Source organism: Actinospongiicola halichondriae (genome assembly GCF_049103745.1).
GTDB classification, from domain to species: Bacteria; Actinomycetota; Acidimicrobiia; order Acidimicrobiales; family Salinilacustritrichaceae; genus Salinilacustrithrix; species Salinilacustrithrix halichondriae.
The window spans coordinates 3,441,655-3,464,866 of the sequence record NZ_CP171622.1 but is presented as its reverse complement, the minus strand read 5'-3'; the positions used below and the strand labels follow the sequence as shown (position 1 = coordinate 3,464,866).

General features: G+C 66.9%; 26 protein-coding genes. 11 read left to right on the top strand and 15 right to left on the bottom strand.

Annotated features, from left to right (window positions below):
• Positions 1–10: 10 nt before the first annotated feature.
• Positions 11–841 (top strand): GGDEF domain-containing protein, encoded by an 831-nt coding sequence (locus AB8619_RS17170; RefSeq protein ID WP_436793850.1) that lies wholly within the window; start codon positions 11–13, stop codon positions 839–841.
• 76 nt (positions 842–917) lie between these two features.
• On the opposite strand, the gene AB8619_RS17165 is transcribed toward AB8619_RS17170, so the two are convergent.
• From AB8619_RS17165 to AB8619_RS17140, 6 genes are all read right to left on the bottom strand, one after another.
• On the bottom strand, positions 918–1,706 hold the full coding sequence (locus AB8619_RS17165) for a site-specific integrase (protein ID WP_436793849.1): 789 nt from the start codon (positions 1,704–1,706) through the stop codon (positions 918–920).
• Between the two features lie 22 nt (positions 1,707–1,728).
• A complete protein-coding gene (locus AB8619_RS17160; RefSeq protein ID WP_436793848.1) occupies positions 1,729–2,619 on the bottom strand; it encodes a NaeI family type II restriction endonuclease in 891 nt (296 codons plus the stop codon).
• Positions 2,620–3,750, bottom strand: a complete 1,131-nt coding sequence (locus AB8619_RS17155) for a DNA cytosine methyltransferase (protein WP_436793847.1) — start codon at positions 3,748–3,750, stop codon at positions 2,620–2,622.
• Positions 3,751–4,055: 305 nt separating this feature from the next.
• Complete coding sequence (locus AB8619_RS17150) at positions 4,056–5,786, bottom strand: DNA/RNA helicase domain-containing protein (RefSeq protein ID WP_436793846.1); 1,731 nt, start codon at positions 5,784–5,786, stop codon at positions 4,056–4,058.
• Positions 5,767–6,093, bottom strand: a complete 327-nt coding sequence (locus AB8619_RS17145; RefSeq protein WP_436796402.1) for a nucleotide pyrophosphohydrolase — start codon at positions 6,091–6,093, stop codon at positions 5,767–5,769. The genes AB8619_RS17150 and AB8619_RS17145 overlap by 20 nt, the downstream gene beginning before the upstream one ends.
• Positions 6,094–6,180: 87 nt before the next feature.
• The gene (locus tag AB8619_RS17140) at positions 6,181–9,762 is read right to left on the bottom strand and encodes a DEAD/DEAH box helicase family protein (RefSeq protein ID WP_436793845.1); all 3,582 of its coding nucleotides are present in this window, start codon (positions 9,760–9,762) and stop codon (positions 6,181–6,183) included.
• Positions 9,763–10,249: 487 nt separating this feature from the next.
• On the opposite strand from AB8619_RS17140, the gene AB8619_RS17135 reads away from it, so the two are divergent.
• Positions 10,250–10,525 (top strand): hypothetical protein, encoded by a 276-nt coding sequence (locus tag AB8619_RS17135; protein ID WP_436793844.1) that lies wholly within the window; start codon positions 10,250–10,252, stop codon positions 10,523–10,525.
• 21 nt (positions 10,526–10,546) lie between these two features.
• Here AB8619_RS17135 and AB8619_RS17130 read toward each other — a convergent pair whose 3' ends face one another.
• Both AB8619_RS17130 and AB8619_RS17125 read right to left on the bottom strand, forming a co-directional pair.
• On the bottom strand, positions 10,547–10,912 hold the full coding sequence (locus AB8619_RS17130; RefSeq protein ID WP_436793843.1) for a VOC family protein: 366 nt from the start codon (positions 10,910–10,912) through the stop codon (positions 10,547–10,549).
• A 131-nt stretch (positions 10,913–11,043) separates the two neighbouring features.
• Positions 11,044–11,871: a nuclease-related domain-containing protein gene (locus tag AB8619_RS17125; protein ID WP_436793842.1), complete on the bottom strand. Its 828-nt coding sequence runs from the start codon at positions 11,869–11,871 to the stop codon at positions 11,044–11,046.
• A 254-nt stretch (positions 11,872–12,125) separates the two neighbouring features.
• On the opposite strand from AB8619_RS17125, the gene AB8619_RS17120 reads away from it, so the two are divergent.
• A complete protein-coding gene (locus tag AB8619_RS17120) occupies positions 12,126–12,332 on the top strand; it encodes a hypothetical protein (protein ID WP_436793841.1) in 207 nt (68 codons plus the stop codon).
• A 147-nt stretch (positions 12,333–12,479) separates the two neighbouring features.
• Here AB8619_RS17120 and AB8619_RS17115 read toward each other — a convergent pair whose 3' ends face one another.
• A complete protein-coding gene (locus tag AB8619_RS17115) occupies positions 12,480–12,926 on the bottom strand; it encodes an NYN domain-containing protein (RefSeq protein ID WP_436793840.1) in 447 nt (148 codons plus the stop codon).
• 160 nt (positions 12,927–13,086) lie between these two features.
• Here AB8619_RS17115 and AB8619_RS17110 point away from each other — a divergent pair, with 160 nt between their 5' ends.
• On the top strand, positions 13,087–13,626 hold the full coding sequence (locus AB8619_RS17110) for a hypothetical protein (protein WP_436793839.1): 540 nt from the start codon (positions 13,087–13,089) through the stop codon (positions 13,624–13,626).
• A 34-nt stretch (positions 13,627–13,660) separates the two neighbouring features.
• Here AB8619_RS17110 and AB8619_RS17105 read toward each other — a convergent pair whose 3' ends face one another.
• Positions 13,661–14,083, bottom strand: a complete 423-nt coding sequence (locus tag AB8619_RS17105; protein WP_436793838.1) for a hypothetical protein — start codon at positions 14,081–14,083, stop codon at positions 13,661–13,663.
• A 54-nt stretch (positions 14,084–14,137) separates the two neighbouring features.
• Between AB8619_RS17105 and AB8619_RS17100 the strand changes: the two genes are divergently transcribed.
• Both AB8619_RS17100 and AB8619_RS17095 read left to right on the top strand, forming a co-directional pair.
• A complete protein-coding gene (locus AB8619_RS17100; RefSeq protein ID WP_436793837.1) occupies positions 14,138–15,388 on the top strand; it encodes a DUF222 domain-containing protein in 1,251 nt (416 codons plus the stop codon).
• 94 nt (positions 15,389–15,482) lie between these two features.
• Entirely contained in the window at positions 15,483–16,163 is a 681-nt protein-coding gene (locus AB8619_RS17095) for an EcsC family protein (RefSeq protein ID WP_436793836.1), read from the top strand.
• A 6-nt stretch (positions 16,164–16,169) separates the two neighbouring features.
• Here AB8619_RS17095 and AB8619_RS17090 read toward each other — a convergent pair whose 3' ends face one another.
• Both AB8619_RS17090 and AB8619_RS17085 read right to left on the bottom strand, forming a co-directional pair.
• Positions 16,170–16,394: an FmdB family zinc ribbon protein gene (locus AB8619_RS17090; RefSeq protein ID WP_436793835.1), complete on the bottom strand. Its 225-nt coding sequence runs from the start codon at positions 16,392–16,394 to the stop codon at positions 16,170–16,172.
• A gap of 58 nt (positions 16,395–16,452) precedes the next feature.
• The gene (locus AB8619_RS17085) at positions 16,453–16,977 is read right to left on the bottom strand and encodes a hypothetical protein (RefSeq protein WP_436793834.1); all 525 of its coding nucleotides are present in this window, start codon (positions 16,975–16,977) and stop codon (positions 16,453–16,455) included.
• A 174-nt stretch (positions 16,978–17,151) separates the two neighbouring features.
• On the opposite strand from AB8619_RS17085, the gene AB8619_RS17080 reads away from it, so the two are divergent.
• The 4 genes from AB8619_RS17080 to AB8619_RS17065 all read left to right on the top strand — a co-directional run bounded on the left by AB8619_RS17080 (position 17,152) and on the right by AB8619_RS17065 (position 19,913).
• Positions 17,152–17,586 (top strand): DUF6069 family protein, encoded by a 435-nt coding sequence (locus AB8619_RS17080; RefSeq protein ID WP_436793833.1) that lies wholly within the window; start codon positions 17,152–17,154, stop codon positions 17,584–17,586.
• Between the two features lie 32 nt (positions 17,587–17,618).
• Positions 17,619–17,972, top strand: coding sequence for a YciI family protein (locus tag AB8619_RS17075; protein ID WP_436793832.1), 354 nt, complete (start codon positions 17,619–17,621; stop codon positions 17,970–17,972).
• Between the two features lie 5 nt (positions 17,973–17,977).
• Positions 17,978–19,237: an RNA polymerase sigma factor gene (locus AB8619_RS17070; RefSeq protein ID WP_436793831.1), complete on the top strand. Its 1,260-nt coding sequence runs from the start codon at positions 17,978–17,980 to the stop codon at positions 19,235–19,237.
• 337 nt (positions 19,238–19,574) lie between these two features.
• Positions 19,575–19,913, top strand: coding sequence for a toxin-antitoxin system YwqK family antitoxin (locus tag AB8619_RS17065; protein ID WP_436793830.1), 339 nt, complete (start codon positions 19,575–19,577; stop codon positions 19,911–19,913).
• A gap of 7 nt (positions 19,914–19,920) precedes the next feature.
• Here the strand turns inward: AB8619_RS17065 and AB8619_RS17060 are convergent, their stop codons facing one another.
• A complete protein-coding gene (locus tag AB8619_RS17060; RefSeq protein ID WP_436793829.1) occupies positions 19,921–20,364 on the bottom strand; it encodes an MOSC domain-containing protein in 444 nt (147 codons plus the stop codon).
• A gap of 139 nt (positions 20,365–20,503) precedes the next feature.
• Between AB8619_RS17060 and AB8619_RS17055 the strand changes: the two genes are divergently transcribed.
• Positions 20,504–21,688 carry an Ig-like domain-containing protein gene (locus AB8619_RS17055; RefSeq protein ID WP_436793828.1) on the top strand — a complete coding sequence of 395 codons (1,185 nt, stop codon included), beginning with the start codon at positions 20,504–20,506 and terminating at the stop codon, positions 21,686–21,688.
• A 54-nt stretch (positions 21,689–21,742) separates the two neighbouring features.
• Here the strand turns inward: AB8619_RS17055 and AB8619_RS17050 are convergent, their stop codons facing one another.
• Together AB8619_RS17050 and AB8619_RS17045 are read right to left on the bottom strand one after the other, a co-directional pair.
• Positions 21,743–22,807, bottom strand: a complete 1,065-nt coding sequence (locus AB8619_RS17050; protein WP_436793827.1) for a serine hydrolase domain-containing protein — start codon at positions 22,805–22,807, stop codon at positions 21,743–21,745.
• Between the two features lie 13 nt (positions 22,808–22,820).
• Positions 22,821–23,201, bottom strand: coding sequence for a limonene-1,2-epoxide hydrolase family protein (locus AB8619_RS17045; RefSeq protein ID WP_436793826.1), 381 nt, complete (start codon positions 23,199–23,201; stop codon positions 22,821–22,823).
• Positions 23,202–23,212 lie beyond the last annotated feature (11 nt).

Genomic DNA, 23,212 nt, shown 5'->3' with positions numbered 1-23,212 from the left:
AGGTTGTGTCGTGGCAGAGGTTGAGTCGGAACTCCGCGAGCTCCTTGACTCGATTGATCGCACCGCGGTCCTGGACGCGTGGACCGCGCTTTGTCGTGAGGACGCTGTGTTAGCAGCCGTAGAGGAGTTGAATTCCGATCTGACCACTGTCGACTCGGTTCTTGACGCGTGTTACGAGCCTTTCGGTTTCGAGGAGGAGATCCGGGAGTTGGCAGTTGCTGCGGATGAGATCCTTTCGAGGGCGGGTGCTGCAGGCCTCGCAAGTCGTGAGCTGATGGCGCTTTGCGAAGCCATCTCTATACGCGTCACGTCCACGAGAGAGGTTCGGATTGAGTTCGATAGGCGCCTGCGAATCGTCCTCGGTCGTGCCCTTCTCTACGTCAACGTTGCGGCGCTCAAGGCATTGGACTACCAGACCCGACGGGACGCCTTGACGGGACTGCGAAACAAGGTGGCGTTTGCGGAGGATCTCGATGGGCTCGTCGACCGAGGTGGGCAGCTGGTAGTCGCGATGATCGATGTAGATGGCCTGAAGCAGATCAACGACAACGACGGTCACGCAGCAGGCGACGACCTCCTGAGACGCGTTGCTGCTGCACTCGCGGAGGCATGTGTCGCCGGCGACTACGCCTACCGATGGGCTGGAGATGAGTACGCGTTCCTCTCGACCGTGCGTTCCAGTGACGAGCTCGATGAAGTTCTAGAGGGCCTCTCTACGGAGACCACACCCTTTAGCTGGGGTGTCGCCAGCTGTCCCAGTGACGCGCAATCGCCGGAGGAGTTGACGGACCTGGCCGATGCCCGGATGTATGAACGAAAGCAGGATCGAAAGCGCTGCTAACGGTGTAGCCAATGGATGCGGATGCAAACACCTATAACGGAGCGTCGGAAGTAGACGGCCTGGCGCAGGGTCGCAATCATCGACTGAAGATCCTGCTTGCAACTCGCTCCGCGGCGTCGCTCTGCATCGGCGGCGTGACGTGCGTGTAGATCTCCAGCGTGATGAAGGTGCTCGAGTGGTGGAGGCGGTCGCTCACGATCTTGATGTCGATACCCTCGTGTAGAGCCAGCGTCGCCCAGGTGCGGCGGAGCCCGTGGAGGGTCAGCCGCGCTAGCGGCTGGCCGACCTGGTCCCGGTTGTAGCGCTCCTGCTTCCGGATGAACTCCCGACTGAACCGATCGGGGTCGTAGACCGTGCCGTCGGGCTTGCAGAACACGTAGCCCTCCTCGACGTAGCCGGGCCCGACGAGGAGCTTCTCTTCGTTCTGAGTCGCCCGCCAGCGTCGGAGCATGGCCACCGTCTCCGAGTCGAGGACGATCATGTGGCCCTGCTTCGTCTTCGGCAGGTCCTTGACGATGACCTCGTGATCGACCGCCGTCACCTGGCGAGAGATCACCGCTGTGACCTCGTCGAGGTCGAGGTCCGACCATTTGAGCCCGAGGCACTCGCCTCGGCGGCAGCCGGTGGTGGCGAGGAACAGCCACGGGGTCAGGTAGCGGTTCTCGGCGACGTGCTGGAGGAAGGCGCTGAGCTGCTCGGCGTCCAGGTGGTCTTCTAGCCCTCTTCGTCGATCGTACCGGCGGCGATGTTGCGAGGGATCCGGTTCTAGTGCCGAGGTAGCGCCAAACTCAGGCGCCGTTTCGCGAGTCGCCTGCTTGGTCAGTCGCCTGGTGACAGATCGGCTCGAAGGGAGCGGGCGTCTCACTACACACCAACTTCGCGCGCTGTTACTGATAACGACGCGGCCCCGGTCGAATCGGGTCGGCGTTGGTTGCGACTCGCCAGAAGCTGTCGGCGATCTCGGCGACACCAGGTCCAGGCCCAGGTGACGGCGCTACTCGAACCGCGATCCAGGATCCCTTTGGTGGCGTCGTGAGACCCCAAGCGTCAGCCAATCGAGGGTGGCTGCCCTGGTGGCCGAGCAGAACGATTCCCTCGGGCTGAAGGTGCTTCCGAGCATCTCTCACCCTCTTCGGCCCGTCGTCCTGCTGCGCCACGGTAAGGACTACCTCGCGCCGGACCGCTCGTCTCTGAACGAGGCGGAACAGCTGATTCACGCGCCGCTGGCCGCTCAGCCCATAGTCGAGAATTGCCGATCGAGTCGCATTGTCGAGGTGCAACAGGAGATTCTCGTCGAGCTTCCCGTTCTCCTCGAGCCAGCGCAGAGCCGTGACGCCGTTGTCGTTGAGGCGCCGCTTCTTGTCCTGATTCTTGCTCGTACGAAGTCGATCCTCGTTGGCCCGGACCAGGCCGACGGAGAAGACCGACCGGCTGTCGTCGGCTGTCATGCACAGGCAGAGCTCACCGACAGCTTCCGTCGGAATCATCCAGCCCCCCGACCTCATCGACCACTTGGCGTCGACCTCCTCGCCGGCAACGAGGTAGTCCATCCGCTGGCCGCGTTGAAGGCCGAACTCGGCCTGAACGACGATCTCCACTTTGGTCCCGATGTAGGTCTTCTCGACCTTCGACAGCTGATCGAGCGAGTAGCGGCCGGTGCGCTGGCCGTCGAACACCTCGTCGAAGCTCTGACGGATCGCGCCTGCGAAGCGCTGCGCCATGTCGGGCTGCGTCAGGAACCAGTCGACCGCCCGACCGAGTGCAGCGTCGTCGAGCACTTACCGAGGCTCTGGACCGAAGGCATGCTTGTAGACGTAGCGGGCGATCGCGGCCCCGAGGAGCGGCGGTACGGCGTTGCCGATCTGGCGGGCAATCTCGATCTTGGTGCCCTCGAACAGGTACCAGTCGGGGAACGACTGAAGCCGAGCGCCCTCGCGATGCGAGATAACTCGATCCTCCACGGGATGCAGGTATCGGCCCTTCTCCGGTTTGAAGAATTCGGTACGGATCGTCGCCGACGGCCGGTCCCACCAGAGTCGTCCCATCACGTCTGTCGTCCCTGTCGGCTTGTTTGCCCAGCACGCAGGCGTGATGTCGGGGCGGCGCTCCATTAGATCGAACCGGTTTCCGCCGGGTGGAATCGCTCGGTACCGCTCGAGCGACTTCTGCGTCGGGCGCCGCCCGAAGTGCAGGTGCTGGCGACTCTCATCATCGAAGTACGGGTCGAAGCCCGAGGTCATTGGAGGAAGATCTCCGATCGCTTCCCGTACCGTCCGATATGGGTAATCGTCGGGCGAGTCCGGGCCTCGCAAGGGTGGTGGCGGCCACGGGAGCTCACCGTCGTGATCTCGAACCGCCACCAGTATTCCCCGCAACCGCGTCTGTGGGACGCCGTAGTCGGCTGCATTGAGCACTCCGTAGGCCGGCGTGTACGCAGAGAGCTCCGAATCGGTGTCGAGGAGATGCAGTAACTCGGCGAACTGGGCAGAACGCTGGAATTCGCGAACATTCTCGATCACGAAGGCCTTCGGTCGAATCGTTCGCACCGCGTCGAGGAAGTGCTTCCAGAGCCCGTTCATCTGGGCACGACTCGCATCATCGCGGTCTCGACCCAGAGGACTAAAGCCCTGACACGGCGGCCCTCCGATGATCAGGTCCGCCTCGGGGTATCGCGGCCCCTCCTCGATGTCACCGGCAAAGACCTTACAGCCGAAGTTCCGCTCGAACGTCTTGGCTGCTGCCAGCTCGTGCTCCACGGCGAAGACGGGCAGGTAGCCCAAATCGGCCAGGTGGAAGCCGAGGCTCAGCCCGCCAGCGCCAGCAAAGAGGTCAATGGTTCTGGTGGTCGCAGTGGCACGGTCGCACGGGGAATCACTCTGCATCTCGACGGTCGCAACCTCCTTGAACATCGTCAACTGTCTACTTGTCCCTCTGCGCACGACAGGTCCCCCACGCGGTTGCTCAGTTCTCTCAGCGGGGGAAGCTGAGACCACCATACGCAGGGGGTCCGACAGGTACGGAGCTGATCCGAGGCAGCATAGAGACGGCGACTCGAACGGACCGGTGGTGTGCTAGCTGGCGAGTGCTTGGGGTGACCATCCACGCCCCCAACCCTAGGTGCCGCCTACGACGTTCTCGGCGACCGACCACGGCGCACCACACGTGATCGTGCCGTTCGCGACGAAGGAGTAGCCGGGTTGAAAGCCCAAGTCGGCTACGGGAACGCTGAGCGCAGATGCTCTCTCAGCGCCGGATCGCAGATGTACACGTAGGTCCCGCGGATCCCCCGCGTCAGCAGCACCGAGTACACGTTGCGCACATACCGAAGGACGTCCTCGTCGGAGTAGGTGATGCCGAGCTGCTTGTTGTTCTCGACGCCCTTCTTGTCGAAGTAGTTGGCGCGGTCGAAGTGCACGCGACGTTCGACTGGGTCGTACCGCACGTCCTTGCCAATGATGACGCCGGCGTAGTTGAGGTCGTATCCCTGAATCGTGTGGATCGAGCCGACTTCGTTGATCGACCCGTTGCTATTCACCCAGTCCGTGGCCGTTCGGTTCCACTGGAGTTCGATGCCATCGATCTCGATGTCGACCGCATGCTTGTCGTTCTTGCTCTTCCACTCCCAGGCGTAGCCGGCGACGAGACGAGCGAGGCCTGTCTCTCGCTCCCGCTCCAGGATCGCGGTGCGCATCTCTCCCAGATCCGTGAAGAAGCGCAGGTCGTAGTCCGGAAAGGAGCGGGCCTCTTCGGGTCGGCCAGAGAGCAGGGACTTCGCCCACTTCACGTAGTCGTCGCCGCCGCGCACGCGCAGCTGTGACCAGAGCTGGTGGTAGCGACCGCTCGACTTGGCGACGCCGACGAGGCTGTCGAGCGTGGCTCGCGGCAGGTCGCCGGGACGCACCGACTGCTCGGGGTCTATGAGAAGGATCTGCCGTCGGCTCTTGGCGATGATCCAGTCGAGCTGGGTCTTCGACCTGTCGTCGACTCCGAAGATCCGCGTCGTGATGTCCCGGAAGCGCTTGTTCTGCACTCCCGACGGCTGGTTCGAGCGTTGGTTCAGGCGATGGGCCTCGTCCACAATGAGAAGGTCATATGAGCCCTCCGACTCACCCACTTGGAACGGAGTGAGGACCATCGCCGGGGCGAGCCCAGGAGTCTTCTGGAACACCCGCTCGACGGACTTTCGCAGGGATTGTTGTGGCACGACGATGCCGACCCGGAAGCCATCCAAGAGCTCCGCGAATCCGTGCATGAAGTAGTCGTCGAACTGTGTCTCGAATTCCATTGCCTCGGCTGGATCCGTGGTTCGGATGTCCTCCAACAGCTTCATCAGGTAGATGGCGATCACGGTCTTGCCGGTGCCGGGCTCGCCCTGGAGCACCGTGGTGCTGGTCCGGTCTTGCTCGAGATCATCGAACAACCCGTCGAGCACGTTGGCGACGGCGCCGGCCTGCTCGTCCGTGAGCGCTTTGAAAGGAGAGAGTTTGAAGAGGTCGGAGTTCTCGATGGAAGTGCGGTCCTGTGTGAACAGCCCGCTGTCGAGCAGCTCACGGAAGATCTCGTCGAACTTGGCTTGGTAGCGCTGACGGTCGTAGTAGTCCGCCTCGGTGATGCCGTCGTTGCGGTTGAGGACCTGATACTTCCCGTCGCCAGCGAAGAGACGGATCAAGCGCGACTCGAGATCGAGACACGCCGACTTGTTGAACTCATCGTCGACGATCACCGACGCGGAGGTGAGCCTCCGCTTCTCGGTGGTCAGATGCTGCGCGAGTCGGCTCATCGCGTTCAGGGACTCGCCCACGTAGATCTCGCGTGCTTCGGAGGACGTCCCGTCAGCGTTCAGCGCGTAGACGACGGGCCAGTTGTGATGTCGAGGATCGGTGTCGGCCCACTGACGCAGCTCGCTTCCTGTGAAGTCGAACCGCTCAATCCGGAAGCTGGTCATACTTTTCGGATCGGCCGCGAGCCTTGTCCACCGGGTACTTCGAACGACTGACCTCGAGCTTGTCGAGCACGATCTGGTCCGGGTCGGCGTCGAGGCTGGCGGCCAGCAGGTGGCAATAGGTCAAGACGTCGGCCAGTTCGTCGAGAACTCGCTCGCGGGGTGCATCAGCGTTCCATTGGAAGCACTCAAGGAGTTCTCCGGCTTCGATGGCGATGCTCTTCGCCAGGTTCTCGGGCGAGTGGAACTGTGCCCACTCGCGCGCAGCGACGAACGCCTGGATCTCTTCCCCTACCGACCGCCCAGACATGCCCGCAACGTAGCAGTGGCCCGGAACTTCGCCATTGGAGCGCAGGTCGGCCACACACAGAGGAAGGCCAAGCACCGGCCAGACGAACTATGCCGGTGAGACTGCCTGAGTCGGGTCCTCCTCCGGGCCGAACCGGAGTGAGCGCATTAGTTCGTCATGGTCGAGGACAGATGAGTTGACGAATTGCAGCGTCATTCTCTTGCGCTGACTCCCACTGGACTTCTTGGCTCCAGTTTGTCCGACCTGGGACATCGGTCTGAGTAGTCGCTTGCGAAGATCGACGATCTCGCCGTAGTGCGTCGGCTCGATCGGGAAGCTCTGGCCCTCCGGCTGGAGCCTGCGCTCATCTATCGTCAGTGCACGGGTCCGCTGAGAGTCTACGAACGCGTCCGACAGGGAAAGGCCGAGAGCTCGGGTCCGCTCTAGCACCGCCTCGATGGCTACGACGTAGTCGGGGTTCCGGTCCGACGGCGTTCCCTTCTTGCCGCCGGCGGACTCGAAGGTGACGGACACGGACTTTTTGTCCGTCACAGTGATCGACACGACGGCGTCGATTTCGACGCCGTCAACGACGAGGGGTGAAGGTGCTGATGACGGCGGCGCGGTGGGGCTCAGCGTCCATCGCCCCGACTCGTTTCGTAGAACGACCGTGTGATCAGTGCCGGGATGACCGGCGTTCTCTCCGAACCATCCGCGCAACAGCTCTGGCAGAACGTTCTCGTCTGACCGGTCTCGACGAGCGACGTTCACGGCGATCTTCACGAAGTCCAGTTCATGCCGCCGGCCGTCGGCGATCACGGGGGTCGACCCTTCCGGGGTGGACGGATGCTTCCTGCGATCGAGAAACAGGATCGGCTTGCCGCGGGTGTGGCTGACCCGAAGTCGGATGGTGTTGGCCGCTGCGGTCGCATCCTGGAGATACTTCGCCATCCGATACTCGACGAGCTCCGCCACCAGTTCGTCGAACGCAGCGCCGACGTTCGCTGGAACGGAGAAGGTCGGTTCGAAGCGGCCGCCGACGACGCGGAAGAGCGCGTCGCCGGTTCGTTTCCCTTCGGTCGTCAAGGCGGTGATCGGATTCCGCTGCCAGAAGTCCAGCCACGCCGTCGGTGTGGTTGACGTCGGGTCCATCGATCCAGAGGTGGCGTCGGTGACGAGCCTCGGGTCGCTGGTGACGAGCCGATGGGCAACCTCGGCGACCCGCTCGACCGGTGCACCGGTCCTGAGGGCGTCGTCGTGGAGGAGCGCTCGGAGTGTCACGAGCTTGTAGGAGCGAGACAGTGGTTCCTTCTCGATCTGTCGGAGGATTGCACCCAGAACGTCGACGGCAGCGCGCTCACCGTCTGTCAGCACTTCGAGATCTCGAAGGAGCGCGAACCACCCACCGCTGCTCGCCGCGCTGTTGACGTTGAGTCGCGAGTGGAACGCCTGCGCTGCTGTCGGGCGTACACCAGTCTCGCCGAAGTGGTCGAGGACGAACTCGGTGAGCGCGTTGGCCGCCTTCCCCTGCACCGTGAGTAGCTGTGCAAAGAAGTCGACGGCGCCCAGGTCCCATGTGACCGAGCACCCCTCGGGGAGCTCGATCGACTCCGGGTCATGGATAGCGGTCTCCAGCTCGCGACGACTGGGCTCCGACGCCTGACCGAGCGACAGCAACGCCCTCGGCTTCATGAGGAACGAGCGGTGGTTGCCGATGAAGTCAATGACCTCGAGATGGGCCTTGCTCTCTGAGAGGCGGAGTCCTCGGCCCAGCTGTTGAAGGAAGATCACCGGAGATTCCGTGGGACGAAGCATGAGGACGGTGTCGAGCTCGGGGAGGTCGAAGCCTTCGTTGAAGATGTCCACGGCGAACAGCACTCGGACGGTCCCGTCGGTGAGGTCTTCGACCGACCGGGTGCGCGGGTCGGACGATGCCCCGGAGTGGACCGACGCGCTCGGCACACCCTGGTCTCGGAAGAACGCGGCCATGAAGTCGGCATGGTCGGTCGTACAACAGAAGGCGAGCGTTCGCTCACCGCCGCGCTGCTCCCATTCGTCGAACGCCCGTTGTGCGCGCTCGTTCGTCTGCACAGCTTGGGACAGTGTCGCCGTGTCGAACTTCCCGTTGCGCCACGGGATCGGATCGAAGTCGACGGTGTCCGCGATGCCTGCGTAGTGGAAGGGGACGAGTTCCTTGCGGCGGATGCCCTCGACCAGGTCGCACTCGAAGACGAGGTTGTCGCCGCACAGGGCGAGCAGATCGGCACCGTCCATCCGTTCGGGCGTCGCAGTCAGGCCGAGGAGGAATGACGGGTCGAAGTGGTCGATCACTCGTCGATAGGTGTGGGCCGCGGCGTGGTGGAACTCATCGACCACGACGTAGTCGAACTCCTCCGGGTCGAACTCGTGAAGACGGTTGGTGAGCGTCTGCACGCTGGCGAACACCACGTCGGCATCGGGCCGCTTCTCGGATCCCGTGAACTTGCCGAGCTGAGCGTCGGGCCGCACCTGGCGGAACGCCATAAGGCTCTGGTTCAGGATCTCCTCCCGGTGAGCGATGAACAGCACCCGACGGAACTCCGGGCGGGCCGTGTCGAACGCAGCCACCCACGTCTTGCCAAGACCGGTGGCCATGACCACGAGACCGGCGGCGTGGCCGGCGAGGCGAGTCGCCTCGAGAGCGGCAAGTGCCTGCTTCTGTAGCTCTCGTGGTTCGACGGGTTGTTGTACTGGCTCGGGCGTCACGCCGATCGTGGGAAGCTCGGTCGCTCCCGCTGGCAACGTTTGACGCCGTTGCCGGTAGTCAGCCAGCCAGCCGTGGTCGAGCGCGCTGGTGTGGGGGTGCGACCAGATCTGTTCAAACGATTCGCGCAGTGGAGTGGTCTCGTTGACGACGAGGTTCCATTCGACGCCGCCGTCGATACCTGACCTGCTGAGGTTGCTGGAGCCGAGGAACCCCTTGGAAGACAGCCCTTCGCTCGAGTGGAACAGATACGCCTTGGGATGGAACGAACGCCCCGGCTCCGAGAAGATCCGCACCTGCACCTTGTTGCCGTGGATCTCGTGTAGGTCGAGCAGACGGGCCAGCGCGTCAGGGTCGGTGACGTCGAGATAGTCGGTTGTCAGTACCCGTAGTTGCGTGCCGCGTTCGATGGCTTCGTCGAGATGACGGTCGATGATCCCCAACCCGGACTTCATGATGAAGCTGACGATCAGATCGATCTGGTCGTGCGACGGGTTGATGATGGCGCGGAGCAATTCGAGTTTGAGTGTTCTATCGACGCCATCAAGCAGCGGCGACTCGGCCGGCGCGTTCGCTTCGAGGTAGTTGCCGAGAGCGGGGATGACATGGCGAACGCCGCCTCGAGGATCGTCGACGTCACCGGTGTACCGAGGGATGACGTGCACGTGGAGGTGGTCGACGGTTTGCCCGGCGGCAGCTCCGCTATTGATCCCGATGTTGTAGCCGTCAGGCTCGTGGCGCTCGTCGAGAATGGAGCGGACGTCGTCCACGAGTGCGAGCAGGTCCGCTCGTTCCTCGGCTCCGGCCTCCCACCAAGTGGCGATGAGCCGGCGTGGGATCACCAGCGCATGCCCCTTGGAGACAGGGAACTTGTCGAGGATCGCGAAGCCGGACCGGTTCTGGGCGATCCACTTGGTCTGAGGAATTTCGAAGAATGGTGAAGTCACTGCCGTCGCCGATCCGCCATGTGTGAACGAAAGCTAGCCCCAGACGAGCCGGGTCTTGCTTGCGCTGGCTCCTCAGCCACCCGTGAACCTGGCAGGTACCGTCCCGTCCCTTCCCCCCCCCGAAGATCGACGAGAATGGAGAGATTCACGGTAGGCGTTGTCCCAGAACGGGCACTGCAGCGGGGACGTCGCTCGTCGAAGCCGCGCTCGATGCGCTCCAGGCCGCCCTTCCTTCGTCGAAAGTCGACCCACGGCACGCGAAACACCTTCGGGCCGAGGGACTCGGACCTGCACCGGCTCTTCGGACCATCGCCAGAACATGATCTAGCTGTGCGCATCGGTGGCGACTCCGGTGAGACAGGTCGGAGCGGGCGCTGGTTGTAGACCGCTGGGTTGATCGTCGGATCGGGAACAAGGCAGGCGTCCGACGCGTTGTCACGGCGTCCGGATACCCGGATCCCCATCCCGTTCGATCGGAGCACCGCCCTTGTCACCGTCGACCGTCGTCGATCCCGCCCACATCCCCGCCCTCGTCAACGGGCTCTCACTCGAGGTCGCCCGTCAAGCCGACCGCATCCGCCGTCGATCCCACAGCAGCGACTGGCCCGGCGCCGCCAGCGCCATGACCGAGATGGAGGAGACCGTCGAGCTCATGTCCGGCCTGGTCACGGCCGGGATGCGGGCGTCGTTCGCTCAGAGGGCCGAGCCGGAGGTCGAGCCGGCCGACGACGAAGTGGCGGTGTCGGTGGGGCAGTACTTGTAGGCCCGAGGCGGAGCCCGGGCCCTAGCGCGCGGGCAGTTCTTGCAGCGCCCAGGTGTTGCCGTCGGGATCGGCGAAGTAGAGGAACTCGCCCCACTCCTGGTGGTCGACGTCGCTGACATCGATGCCGCGCGCGGAGAGGACCTCGTGTGCCTTCACCGCATCGTCGATGACCATCAACAGACCTTTGACCGAGCCCGGCTCGGAGTCGCTGATACCGACGCCGAACGCGATCGAACATGCCGAGCCGGGCGGCGTCAGCTGCACGAAGCGAAGGCCTTCGTGGACGGTCTCGTCGTGGTCGCACACGAAACCGGCGTCGACGTAGAAGGCCTTGGCGCGGTCGACGTCGGTGACGGGGATCCTGACGAGCTCGAGTCTCATGTCCATTGGAATCGCTCCTGCCTCGGTGTCTGTGGTGGGCGTCCCGGTGGTGGGACGTGAAGTCACCATCGCAAGTGGTGCGGACAGAACCTGACCGCAATACGAAACGGATCGGTGAAGACCCGTGACACGAAGCGCTACGCCGGCGGAAGCGCTTCGGCGAGCCGTCGCCCGATCTCGGACATCCATGCGTGATCGTGCGGGCCGTCGATCGACACGAGCTTGGTCAGACCCCGTGGCCATGTGCAGCGAACGTGGCCGATGGTGATCGGCTTCGTCCGCAGGATGCCGCCCGGCCACTCCGCCCCGACGAAGCACAGCACGCCGTGAACGGTGATGTCCGATCCGGTATCGCCCAGCGCGTCCCGCACGACGCTGCACTGGCGCTTCACGCCTTCCACCAGCTTGGTTCTGTCGCGGCCGCGGACGTAGAGCCGTTCGTCGACCTTGAAGAAGCTGCCGACGTCTCGCCGCTCGACCTTGCCCGTGTACTTCTTGGCATCGATCACGAAGACGCCTGACGGCCCGACGGCGATGTGGTCGATGTTGGCTCTCGACCCCGGGATGCCGCGGTCGTGGAGTGCGACGACATTCGCCTGGCCAAGCACCTCGGCCACCCGCTTCTCGCCGTCCGCTCCGGTGGCCCAGACCTTGGTCGACGTCGACTCGGGTGTCATCTGCGGCTTCTCGGTGAACGCGGCGGCGACTCGGCCGAGAACCGGTCGTTTCGCCTTCACACGCTCACGCCACTCGCGGTCCTCGTCGATCTTCGCCTGCTTTCGGGCCCGCTCGCGCTCGGCGCGCTTGTGGTGTTCCCGTCGGGCCGATGCGCCTGCGGCTCCGGAGTCGAGGGGCGGTGGGGGTGGCGGAGGTAAAGGTGGTGGGGTTGGCGGGGCCTCCACCATGGGTGGCACCTCGGTGTTGCCTGCAGTCACCGACGCGTCGTCGCTGTCGGCGCACGTCATGCAACGAGCGACCTTGGCTACTCCGCTCCATCGTGCCTGGGTCCCGGCCGGGAGATCCGCGCCACATGCTGCGCATGTCGCTGGCCACCGCAGCCGCAGCGTCTTCTCTTCCACCGATCTCTCCACCATTCGCTGGCGCCCGTACCCCGACAAGTATCGGCAATTCGTCGATCTGCTTGAACGCGTGACCGTCGGGTCCATGACTCGACTCGGTGCCGGCGAGGCCCTTCCGTTCTCTCGTCGGAGGTGCGACCATGAACGTGACCGAACTTCCGGCGAAGGCCGCGATCATGATGGACCTACTGCTCCCAGTCGGATGGGGCGACATCGTCACGAAGGCTGAGCTTCGCAGTGAGTTGGCGAGACTCGAGGGCGAACTCCTCACGAAGCTGTTCTTCGAGATGGTGGCCAGCAACGCCACCCTTGTGGGGCTTGTCTTCGCCGCCGTCCGCCTCGGCTGACTCCCGCCGTCGCGCTCCGACGGGCAGGCCTACGGCGCGTGAACATGGCCGACGGCTTTCGTCGCCTGCAGGCGTGGCTCGTCGGGATGATCGCCGCGTCGACGGCGGCGTTGGGGACGCTGACGGCGATCTTCTGAGTCGTCGTGGTCATGCCGCCAGCCCGTAGTCGTCGAGTTCGACGACACGGTCGACAGCGGCTCGCAGTTGCCGGCTGGTGTTGAACGAGTAGCCGGCGGCCCAGACCTCGAGCTCGAGTTGGTGGATCTCGCCGGCCAGGTCGGCGAAGGCGTGGTCGCCGCTGGCGATGACGACCCGGTCGTAGCGGGTGAGGTCGATCACGTGGGCTTCGTCGATGAGCCGGAGGTCGGCGGCGTCGGGTCCGCCACCGGCGGGGAGCAGTCGCAGCCCGCGCGGGCAATCGAAGGCGATCCGGGTGTACGTCCACGTCGAGGCGGCGCCGATCAGGATGTCGCCGACGTGCCAGTCGACCCGAGGCCGGTAGCGGTCGAGCACTCGGCTGAGGTCGCCGGCCGACAGCGTCGGCCCGCAGCCCAGGTACTCGACGTCGAGCAGGTGAAGCGTCCTCGACTCCATGATGTGCCCTCTCGCCCGGGTCCGATCCCACGTCGGGCCTCACCATTGGGTACCGGAAGGATGTGACATGCGCTCCGGGAGCGGCGGCCCGGCTCCTGTCGGAGGGCAGGGATACTCTGGAATGCACTTCCCCTTCGAGATCTGTCCCGAAGGAACCTCCATGGCCCTCGACGCTCGCCATCGTTCGTCGATCTACGACAAGTTCGTCCCGCTCCTCGGCGAGGACGACGCCAACGCCCTCATGTCCGAGTTCCCGTCCGTCGAAGCTGACGAGTTGGTCACCAAGGACCACCTGCGCGCCGAACTCGCGCTCACCCGCAGCGCGTTCCGGGAGGAGATGGGCGAGCTACGGGCCGAGTTCCGGCAGGAGGTGGGCGAGCTGCGGGCGGAGCTCCGCGGGGAGATGGGCGAGCTGGGGGCGGAGCTCCGCGGGGAGATGGGCGAGCTGCGGGCCGAGTTGCGTGGGGAGATGGGGGAGTTTCGCGGGGAGATGGGGAAGTTGCGTGGGGACATGGGCGAGTTGCGTGGGGAGATGGGGGAGTTGCGTGGGGACATGGGCGAGCTACGCACCGACCTCGTGGGTGGACTCGCTGCGGTGCGCGTCGAGATGGCCGAAGGGTTCCGTCGCCAACAGGCGTGGACGCTCGGTGCCATCGCCGCAGCGACGGCGGTGCTGGGCACGCTGACGTCGACCATCTGACGGGCCCCGCCGAGGAAGTCGATCGCGGCGACCGTCAGGGTGTGGCGTCGTCCCAATAGGTCGGATCGGCGGTGGCCGCGAGGCGGCTCACGACGCGCACGGCGAGTTCGTGGCGCTCGACCGTGCCGCTGACGTGGACGAGCTCTCGGTCGAACGACTCGGCGCGATCGACATCGGGCGACGACTCGAGCCACGCCGGGAGCGCCTCGATCGCAGGGTCGCCGACCAGGCCACGGACATCGTCGAACAACGCCACCAGCCAGCGGAACCCGTCCTCGTCGCTCGGGTCGACGCCGAAGTCGGGCGTGGCGGCAATCTCGGTGGCGAGGTCGACGGCGTCGTCGGGAACGCCGGCGGCCGACCAGTCGATCGCACTGCCGTCCCAGCGGTCCGGGACCACGGCGGCCGGCTCGTTCGCCTCGCCGTCGCCCTTCTTGAAGCGGTCGAGAAATCCCATCGGCCGGACCGTAGACCGGAGTTCTTGTCAGAGGGGTCGTGCGATGATCGATCCATGTCCGCAGCCCCCACCATCGAGCCCACCCGGGAGGCGCGCGTCGACGTGTTGTTCGACCGGCTGGCCGAGCTGCAGGGGCAGCGCAATGCGATCGACGCGCAGATCGTCGACGTGGTGGCCGAGCTCGATCGCGACGAATTGTGGGCGGTGACGGGTGCCCGCTCGCTCGAGTCGTGCGTGGCGTGGAAGACGGGTTCGTCGCCGGTCCATGCCCGTGGTGTCGCAGCGGTGGCTCGGCGGGCGTCCGAGTTCCCGCAGTGCGTCGACGGGTTGCGACGGGGCGAGTTGTCGCTCGACCAGGTGGCGACCGTGGCCGAACGTGCCGTCGACGGTTCCGACGCCCACTACGCCGAGCTGGCGCAGTCGGCCACGGTGGCGCAGCTGCGGACCGCATTGCGGTTCGCCCCTCGTCCGGCGCCCGATCCGCGCCCCTCGCCCGAGCGGTCGGTCACCAAGATCACCGACGACGAGTTCGCGACGTGGCGGATCCAGTTGCCGCACGTCGAGGCGGCCGTGTTCGACGCAGCGCTGCAGTCACACCTCGACGCGCTGGTGGCCGAATGGCGGCGCGACCACGAGTCTCGCGACGGCTCGGCGTCGGAGTCGGCCCCGCCGTTCCCGACCGCGGCCGACGCGTTCGTGCGACTGGTCTCGCTCGGCTGGGATGCCGACGTCGCCGCTCGCCCACACGGGCATCGCACGACGGTGGTGCTGCACGTCGACGTCGACTCGCCGGCCGGCTCGCTGCATCTCGGGCCGATGTTGTCCGAGGCCGAACGGCGCTACCTGTCGTGTGACGCGAAGTACGAGGTGTGGTTCGAGCGCGACGGCAAGCCCATCGGCTGCGGTCGCGACACGCGGGAGATCTCGCGGCGGCTGCGCCGGGCCTTGGAACACCGGGACCGGACCTGCGTGGTGGCGGGCTGTGGTTCGAGTCGTGGGTTGCACGCGCACCATCTCGTGCACTGGGAAGACGGTGGGCCGACCGAGCTCTGGAATCTCGCGCTGGTCTGTGCACACCACCATCGACTCCACCACCGGGGCCTGATCACGATCCGTGGACCGGGCGATGCGGTGAGGGTCACCGATGCGAGCGGGCGGATGCTCGACGGGTCATCGGTTGCTCGGCCTCCGTCGAAGTCGCCGCCGACCGACGTGCGGTACCGCGGGCCGACGGGCGAGCATGCCCAGTGGGTCTGGTACGCACCCTTCGCGCCGTCGACGGACGCCAGCGCGGCGGACAACTGAACTCGGCGTGGCCCGGGAACACGTCGCGCCCCGACGTAGGGTCGGCCGTCGTGGAGGCGTCTGCGACAGCGATCATCGTTCCGGTGCGTCGCCGGTGAGTGACGACGCCGAGCTGACGTCCAGCGGCCCGGTGGGGACGGTGCTCGACGCCGTCGACCGAGCGGTCGAGCATCGGTGGGACGCCGCCAAGCGCCGGACGGCCGGCCTGGAGGGATCACCTTCGGAGCGTGTGGAGGTACTGACCCGACGATTCGCCCGCGAGGTGGCGGCCGTTGGCGCGGTCACCGGCGGGACGTCGGCCGTGCCGGGCGTCGGGACGGTGGCGTCGCTGAGCACGACCGCGGCCGACCTCGGCTGGTTCACGGCGCGCGCCGGCGACCTGATCCTGTCGATCGCCGCCGCCTACGGGCACACCGAAGCGCGGGTCGAGGAACGTCGGCTGTGGCTCCTCGCCGTGCTCGCCTTCGGCCGATCCGCCGACAAGAACGTGTCGATGCTGGCGAAGGAAGCGGGCATCGGCGGCCTGGCGGGACAGGCCATCCCGAGCGAGATCTTGCGTCGGATCAACCGGTCGATCGCCCGCCGGTTGATCGCCCGCTACGGCACGAGCCGCGGCGCGGTCGCGCTGGGTCGGGCGTTGCCGTTCGGGTTCGGCGCAGCGATCGGCGGCGGTGGCAACTACGTCTTGATCCGGGCCATCGCCCGCCAGGCCGAACGCTTCTTCCGCGACGGCGACGAAGCCAACGGGCGACTGCGGTTCACGCTCGACGAGTGATCGGCGTCAGCCGCAACCGCAGGCGCCGCCGCAACAACCGCCACCCATCGACGGGGCGGACATCGGGGCCGCGTCACTCCCGCTGCTGGCACCGACCGACGCGAACACCGACAGCAGTCGCTTCACGTCGGCGTGGCCGTCGGGGCAACGGACCGGCGAGTCGTCGGTCATCGACCGGCGGACCTCGAAGGTGTCGTCGCAGGTGGCGCAGCGGTAGTCGTAGCGGGGCACGGCGCAGATCGTACGACGGAGTCGGCCGATGATGGAGGCCGGCCGGCCTCGGTCGCGCTCAGCCGGCGGCCGGGGTCACGTGCATCAGGACCGAGAGGTCACCGTCGGGGGACTGCTCGGGCCCGAAGGTGTACCGGATGTCGAGTCCATCGACTCCTTGGAAGCTGAACGCCGAGAAGGCTTCCTGCTCGTTCACTTCGGGCTCGACGTCGTAGGCGTCGCGGAGCTCCGCCTCCAGACTGTCGAAGTCGTTGCCGGCACCGATGTTCACGATGTACGCCGTCCGGTCGCCGGCGCTCTGTTCGGTGACGTCGAGGAGTCGGTATCCGTCGGGGAGATAGACGGCGTCGGGGAAGTCGTCGGGCAGCTCGGCGCTGATGTCCTGGGAGACCGAGTCGTCGCCGGTGTCGCCGTCGCCCGAGTCCGACGCGCCGTCGTCCGACGCGCCGTCGTCCGTCACCGACTCGATCGCGTCGTCGGCCGACGTCTCGTCCGAGTCGTCGCCGCCGCAGCCGGCGAGCAGCAGCCCGCCGAGCAACAGCCCGCTGATCGTCGCCACCAAGGTCCGTCGGGAGAATCGCATGGGGCAATTGTCGGGTGCGTGGCACTGATCCGGACTACTCATCCGCGTCGGACGACTACTCAACATCGAGAAGGAATCGAGAATGTTCTCGGTTGCCTGTCGATTCGGGCAGTCCCGTTCGTGGAGAGGGTGAGAGCGGCCCACCCGGGGTCGCAGGAAGACCGAGGAGATCCCATGTCCGTCACCCTTGCCGACGTCGTCGAATCGCCGGCCACCACCGCGCCGTCCACGACCACGTCCACGTCGTTGCGCCGGGCCACCGTGACGTCCGGCCTGATCGGCGCTGCCGTCACCACCGCAGCGGCGGCCGCGATCCACGCCGTCGGCGTCTCGTTCGAGATCGAGGGCGAGATGATCCCGATCCTGGGGTTCGCCCAGATGACCTTCGTCGGCGCGGTCCTCGGCGGCCTGATCCTCGCCGGCCTGAACCGCTGGAGCGACCGGTCCCGTCAGCGGTTCGTGCAGGTGTCGGTGGTGCTCACCGCCCTGTCGTGCGTGCCGTCGATCGCCCTGCCCGACTCCGTCGGCTCCCAGGTCGCCCTCGTGGCCCTGCACGTGCTGGCCGCGGCGATCATCCTTCCCGTCCTCGCCCGCCACTCCCACAGCTGAACCACCCGATCCCACGAAGGAGAATGATCACCATGCCCCAGTTCATGCTTTCCGTCTGCCACGACGACGACTACGCCGACGCCGACTGGTCCGACCCCGAGATGCAACGCATCGGCGGCCAGGTCGGTGCCGTCAACGAGGAGATGGAGTCCACCGGCGTGTGGGTGTTCGGCGCCGGCCTCCAGCCGCAGTCGACCGCCACCGTGGTGCGGGTCACCGACGGCGACGTGTCGATGACCGACGGCCCCTTCGCCGAGACCAAGGAACAGATGGGCGGCTTCTGGGTCATCGAGGTCCCCGACCTCGACACCGCCCTCGAGTGGACCGCCAAGTGCGCCGCCGCCTGCGAAGCCCCCGTCGAGCTCCGGCCGATGCAGACGGAGTAACCGGCTTGCGCGAACCGGCCGACGAGCTGGCGACGATCTTCCGCCGGGAGGTCGGCCGCTGCACCGCCACCCTGATCCGTGTCCTCGGCGACATCGACCTCGCCGAGGACTCGGTCGCGGAGGCGTTCGTCGTCGCGTCCGAGCAGTGGCCCACGAAGGGCGTGCCGCCGAACCCCGGCGGGTGGATCACGACCACCGCCCGCAACCGGGCCATCGACCGGTTGCGACGCGAATCGACCCGCGACCGACGCCACCTCGCCGCCCACCGACTGCAGCACGACACCATGCACCCCGACCCGGACCCCGATCCCGTCTTCGACGAACTCGACGCGTTCGTCGACGTCGTCCCCGACGACCAACTCCGACTGATGTTCCTGTGCTGTCACCCGGCGCTCGCCGCCGACGCCCAGGTGGCCCTGACGTTGCGGCTGCTCGGCGGACTCGAGACGCCCGAGATCGCCCGGGCCTTCGTCGTTCCCGAGGCGACCATGGCCCAGCGGATGGTCCGGGCCAAGCGCAAACTGCGCGACAACCACGCCGCCTACCGAGTGCCCCGCGATGCCGAGCTGCCCGATCGGCTCCACGCCGTGCTCGCCGCCGTCTACCTGATCTTCACCGAGGGCCACACCGCGACGTCCGGTTCCACGCTGACGCGGACCGACCTGTCCGCGGAGGCGATCCGCCTGGGACGGATGCTCACCGAACTCCTGCCCGACGAGCCCGAGGCAACCGGGCTGATGGCGCTGATGCTGTTGACCGAGGCGCGTCGCCCCGCCCGCACCGCGGCCGACGGGTCGATGGTCCGCCTGGCCGATCAGGACCGCTCGCTGTGGGACGCGGGACTCATCGCCGAAGGCCACGCCTTGGTCCGGGCGTGTCTGCGACGCAACGCACCCGGCCCGTTCCAGATCCAAGCCGCCATCGCCGCCGTGCACGCCGACGCCGACTCGGCCGCCGCCACGGACTGGGGTCAGATCGTGGCGCTCTACGACCAACTCCTCGCTCGACGTGCGACGCCGGTCGTGGCGCTCAACCGCGCCGTCGCCGTCGGTGAGGTGGACGGGGCCGCCGCCGGACTCGATGCGCTGGAGGCAATCGACGTCGACGCCCTGGTGGAGTATCAGCCGTTCCACGCGGCACGTGCGGATCTGTTGGCCCGTGCGGGACGGCGCGTCGAGGCGCAGGTCGCGTACGACCGGGCCATCGAGTTGTGCAGCAACCCGACCGAGCGCGCCTTCCTCGAGCGCCAGCGCTCGATTGCCTGAACCGACGTGCGACCACCCGTACAGTGCGCGGACGTGGACGTGACCCTGCCGCGAGCGATCGGTGCGCCGGCGACGCGGGCGTTGGCCGACGTCGGCCTCACGTTTCGACACGAACCATCGGCCGAGGGAGCAGCTGCGGTCGACGCGCACCTGGAAGCCCTCGATCCGGTCCGACGCGACACGCTGACGCCGTTGCGGGCCACGTTGCGAAAGGTGCTGCCCCACGCCGACGAGGGCATCAAGTACGGCATGCCCACGGTCATGCTGGGCGGCAAGAACGTCGCGCACTACGAGGCGTTCGTCGAACCACTGCACCTACTTCGGGGCCAGCGGCTCGGTGGTCGATCGGGTCGCCCCCGACCACTACGAGACATCGAAGGGCGGGCTCAAGTTCGGGTTGGGCGAGCGGTTGCCGGTCGGTTTGGTGCGCGAGCTCGTGGCGGCACGGCTCGCCGAACTCGCCGACGTCCGGAATGGTGCCCGGCGCGTGTACCGGCGTGACGGCGCGCTCGAGGCCGAAGGGAAGATGAAGGACGGGCGGCTGCACGGCCGCTGGAACTGGTATCGAGCCGACGGCTCGCTGCTGCGAACGGGCAGTTTCGTGAAGGGCGACAAGACCGGGACGTGGACCACCTACGACCGGGCCGGGCACGTGGTCTCGACGACGGCGGAGTAGCGGCGAGTCAGTCGGCCGACTCGAACGACACGACGTCGCCGATCTGGATCGTTCCCGACGTCAGCAGGCGGAACACCGAGCCAGCACGCGCATGGAGGGCCTTGCGGGCGCCGGTACCGATGACGTCGTCGAGGAGCTTGCACGGGGCGGCGACCCGGACGACCTCGAGGTCGACGTCGCCGATGCGGAGTCGGCTCCCGGGTCTGGTCGGGATGTCGCCGCCGGAGACGGTGATGTTGCGGCGGGTGTGGCCGGGGTCGATCGGCGAGCCGAGCGACGCCGCAGCTTCGTCGAGCGCCGCCGCCGACTGCACGGTGACGTGGCGGTGGCGGGTGCCGTGGTAGCGGTCGCCGACGAGCCCGACGCCTGCTTCGGCCTCGACGACGTCGACCGACTTCATCGGGAGCCGACTCGCCGGGGCGATGTGGATGGCGACGACGGTCGGGTCCATGGACGGACCGTAGATGTTCGATCTCGCCGTCCGTTCTTCTCCCACTCACCGGCCGTTCGACGCAGTAGCTTTCCCCCGTCCGGGGGTGGTCCCTGGCACCTGAACGAAGGGCGGACCGATGGGTTTCGCGACGACACGAATGAGCCGGCGTACCGGTGCGATGTTCCTCTTCCTCGCCATGATGGCGTGGGGGATGTTGGTGGTCGGCAACGACGCCGGCGCCGGTCCCGGCCGTGCGCTGATCCTCTCGACCACCGTCACCGGCGGTGTCGACAGCCTCGAAGCCGACGCTGCCGAAGCGCTCGGGCTCGCTGTCGATCTCGTCGACGCCGCAGAGTGGGCGGCGTTGACCGCTGCCGACTTCGCGGCGTACCAGGTGATCATCCTCGGCGATCCCAGCTGCTCGACCGACGTGTCGGTCCTCGCTCCGGTCGCCGCGAACTCCGGGGTGTGGGGCCCCGAGGTCGACGGCAACATCATCATGATCGGCTCCGACCCGGTGTACCACTCCACCGCCGGGGCCCGGGCGCTCGTCGAGCAGGGCGTTGCGTTCGCCGCCGACGTCGCTGGCTCGACCGGCCTCTACGCCACGACCAGTTGCTACTACCACTTCGACACCGGCCCGGTGCCGGCGTTCGACGGGATCGACGGCGGCGGCTTCAACGCAGTCGCCGGCAACGAGCTTCCCTCCTTGAACGACGTGCGGATCGTGGCCACCCATCCCGCGATGGGCACGCTGACCGGCGCCGATCTCTCGAACTGGAGCAACTCCGTCCACAACGCATTCGACGCATACCCCGACACGTTCGAGGTCTTGGCGATCGGCTACGACGAAGGCGCCACCTACAGCGCACCGGACGGCACGCCGGGACATCAGTACGTCATCGCCCGAGGGGAGTCGCTGCAGGTCGACCGTGCCGTCAGCCTCGCTCCGGAGACCGCTGACCTCACCGTCGGCGACGAGCACACGGTGACCGCGACGGTCCTGCTGGACGACTCGCCGGTGGCCGACGCGACCATCGACTTCGAGGTCCTCACCGGTCCTCACGCCGGGTCGACGGGAAGTGCCGTGACCGACGCTGCGGGCACCGCCTCGTTCACCTACACGGGCACGAGCATCGGAACGGACACGATCCTGGCGACGTGGGACCGCGAAGCCGGAGCGTTGGAGAGCAACGAGGTGACGGCCACGTGGGCCGCCGCCCCCACGGACACCACGCCGGACACGACACCGGACACGACCCCGGTGACCACGCCGACGAAGACGGTGACCAAGTCGGCGGCAGCACAGCCCGTGCGGGCCACGCCGACCTTCACCGGCTGATCGACGGCCGGCCCCGAGAGGGGCCGGCAGGTCGGGCCGGGTGACTGTCCGGCCTCAGCCGAGGGTCGGTCGGAACGCGTCGACCAGGTCGCGGCAGTGGGTGACGACGCTGCCGACCTTCTCGGCGGCGGTGTTGCCGAGGCGGACGACGACGAGGTCGAGCGCGGGGCTGATGAGGATCCGCTGACCGAACGCACCCTGGCAGCTGAACAGCCCGAGGCTGCCGGGGATGACCCAGAAGTGGGCGCCGTAGGTGCCCGACGACTGGGGGCTGCCGGTGCGGGTGTAGTCGACCCATCCTTCAGGGAGGATCCGCTGGCCGTCCCACACGCCGTCGCGCAGGTAGAGGGACGCGAAGCGGGCGAAGTCGCGGGCGCTCGACGCGCAGTAGGCCGAGCCGACGAAGGTGCCGGCGGCGTCGAAGGTCGGGCGCGGCGTCGTCATACCGAGCGGTCCGAACAGTTCGGCCTGCATGAACGCCCGCATCTCGTCGGCGCCGCCACCGATCGTCCGGCTCACCAGGCGGGAGAGCAGGTTCGAGGCGCCGCTGTTGTAGTTCCACTGCTCCTCGGGTTCGGCCACCTTCGGGAGCGTGGCAGCGAACCCGGCGACGTCGTCACGGCCCTCGCCGAAGAGCATCGGGATCACGTCGGACTCGTCCGGCGGCCAGTAGCGGACCGAGCCGCCGCCGATGTGCTCGGCCTCCCGGAAGCGCAGGCCGTCGACCATCCGCAGCATCTGGTCGATCGTGATCTGGCGGCGAGGATCGTCGGCGCTCCACTCGGGCACGTCGATCGGCTGCGAGATGTTGAGTCGCCCCTGGCGCACGAGGATGCCGACCAGCGCCTGCGTGATGCTCTTGGCCATCGACCACGAGGCGAAGGCGTCGTCCGGTGCGGCGTCGGGGGCGTAGCGCTCGGCGACGATGGCGCCGCACTGGGCGATGACGACCGCGTGGGTGCGTTCGAGGTCGTCGGGTTCGGGTTGCTGGAACGCGTGGTCGAGGAGGGCGTGCAGCGCGTCGGCGTCGACGCGTGGGTCGAGGTCGGCGGTCGGCCACTCGGAGGTGGGGAAGGGCACGCCGGCCGGCTGCGACGGGAGGGGGAGGAGCTCGCTCATGACGGGCAGTCTCTCAGGAGAGCGCGGCGAGCTGCGTCGTGTAGGTGGTCATGTCGAAGTAGTCGCGCCACAGGCTGATGAGGCCGTCGTCGGTCACCTCGAACACGCCGGCGACGGGGATCTCGAGCCAGCCCTCGCCGATCTTGAACCGGTCGAGTCGCTCGTTGAAGACGACGTTGCCGGCCACCAGCTCGCGATGCACCGGCCAGTCGACCTCCGACGCCGCGCCCAGGAACCCGTGCAGCGTCGCTCGCACCGCGTCGCGGCCGACGATCGGATCCATCGGCATGTTCTCGTACGAGACGTCCTCGGTGAGCATGGCGACCGCGGCGTCGACGTCCTTGGCCTCGACGGTGGCGATGAAGCGAGCGACGACGTCGCGGGGATCAGACATGGCGGTGAGTC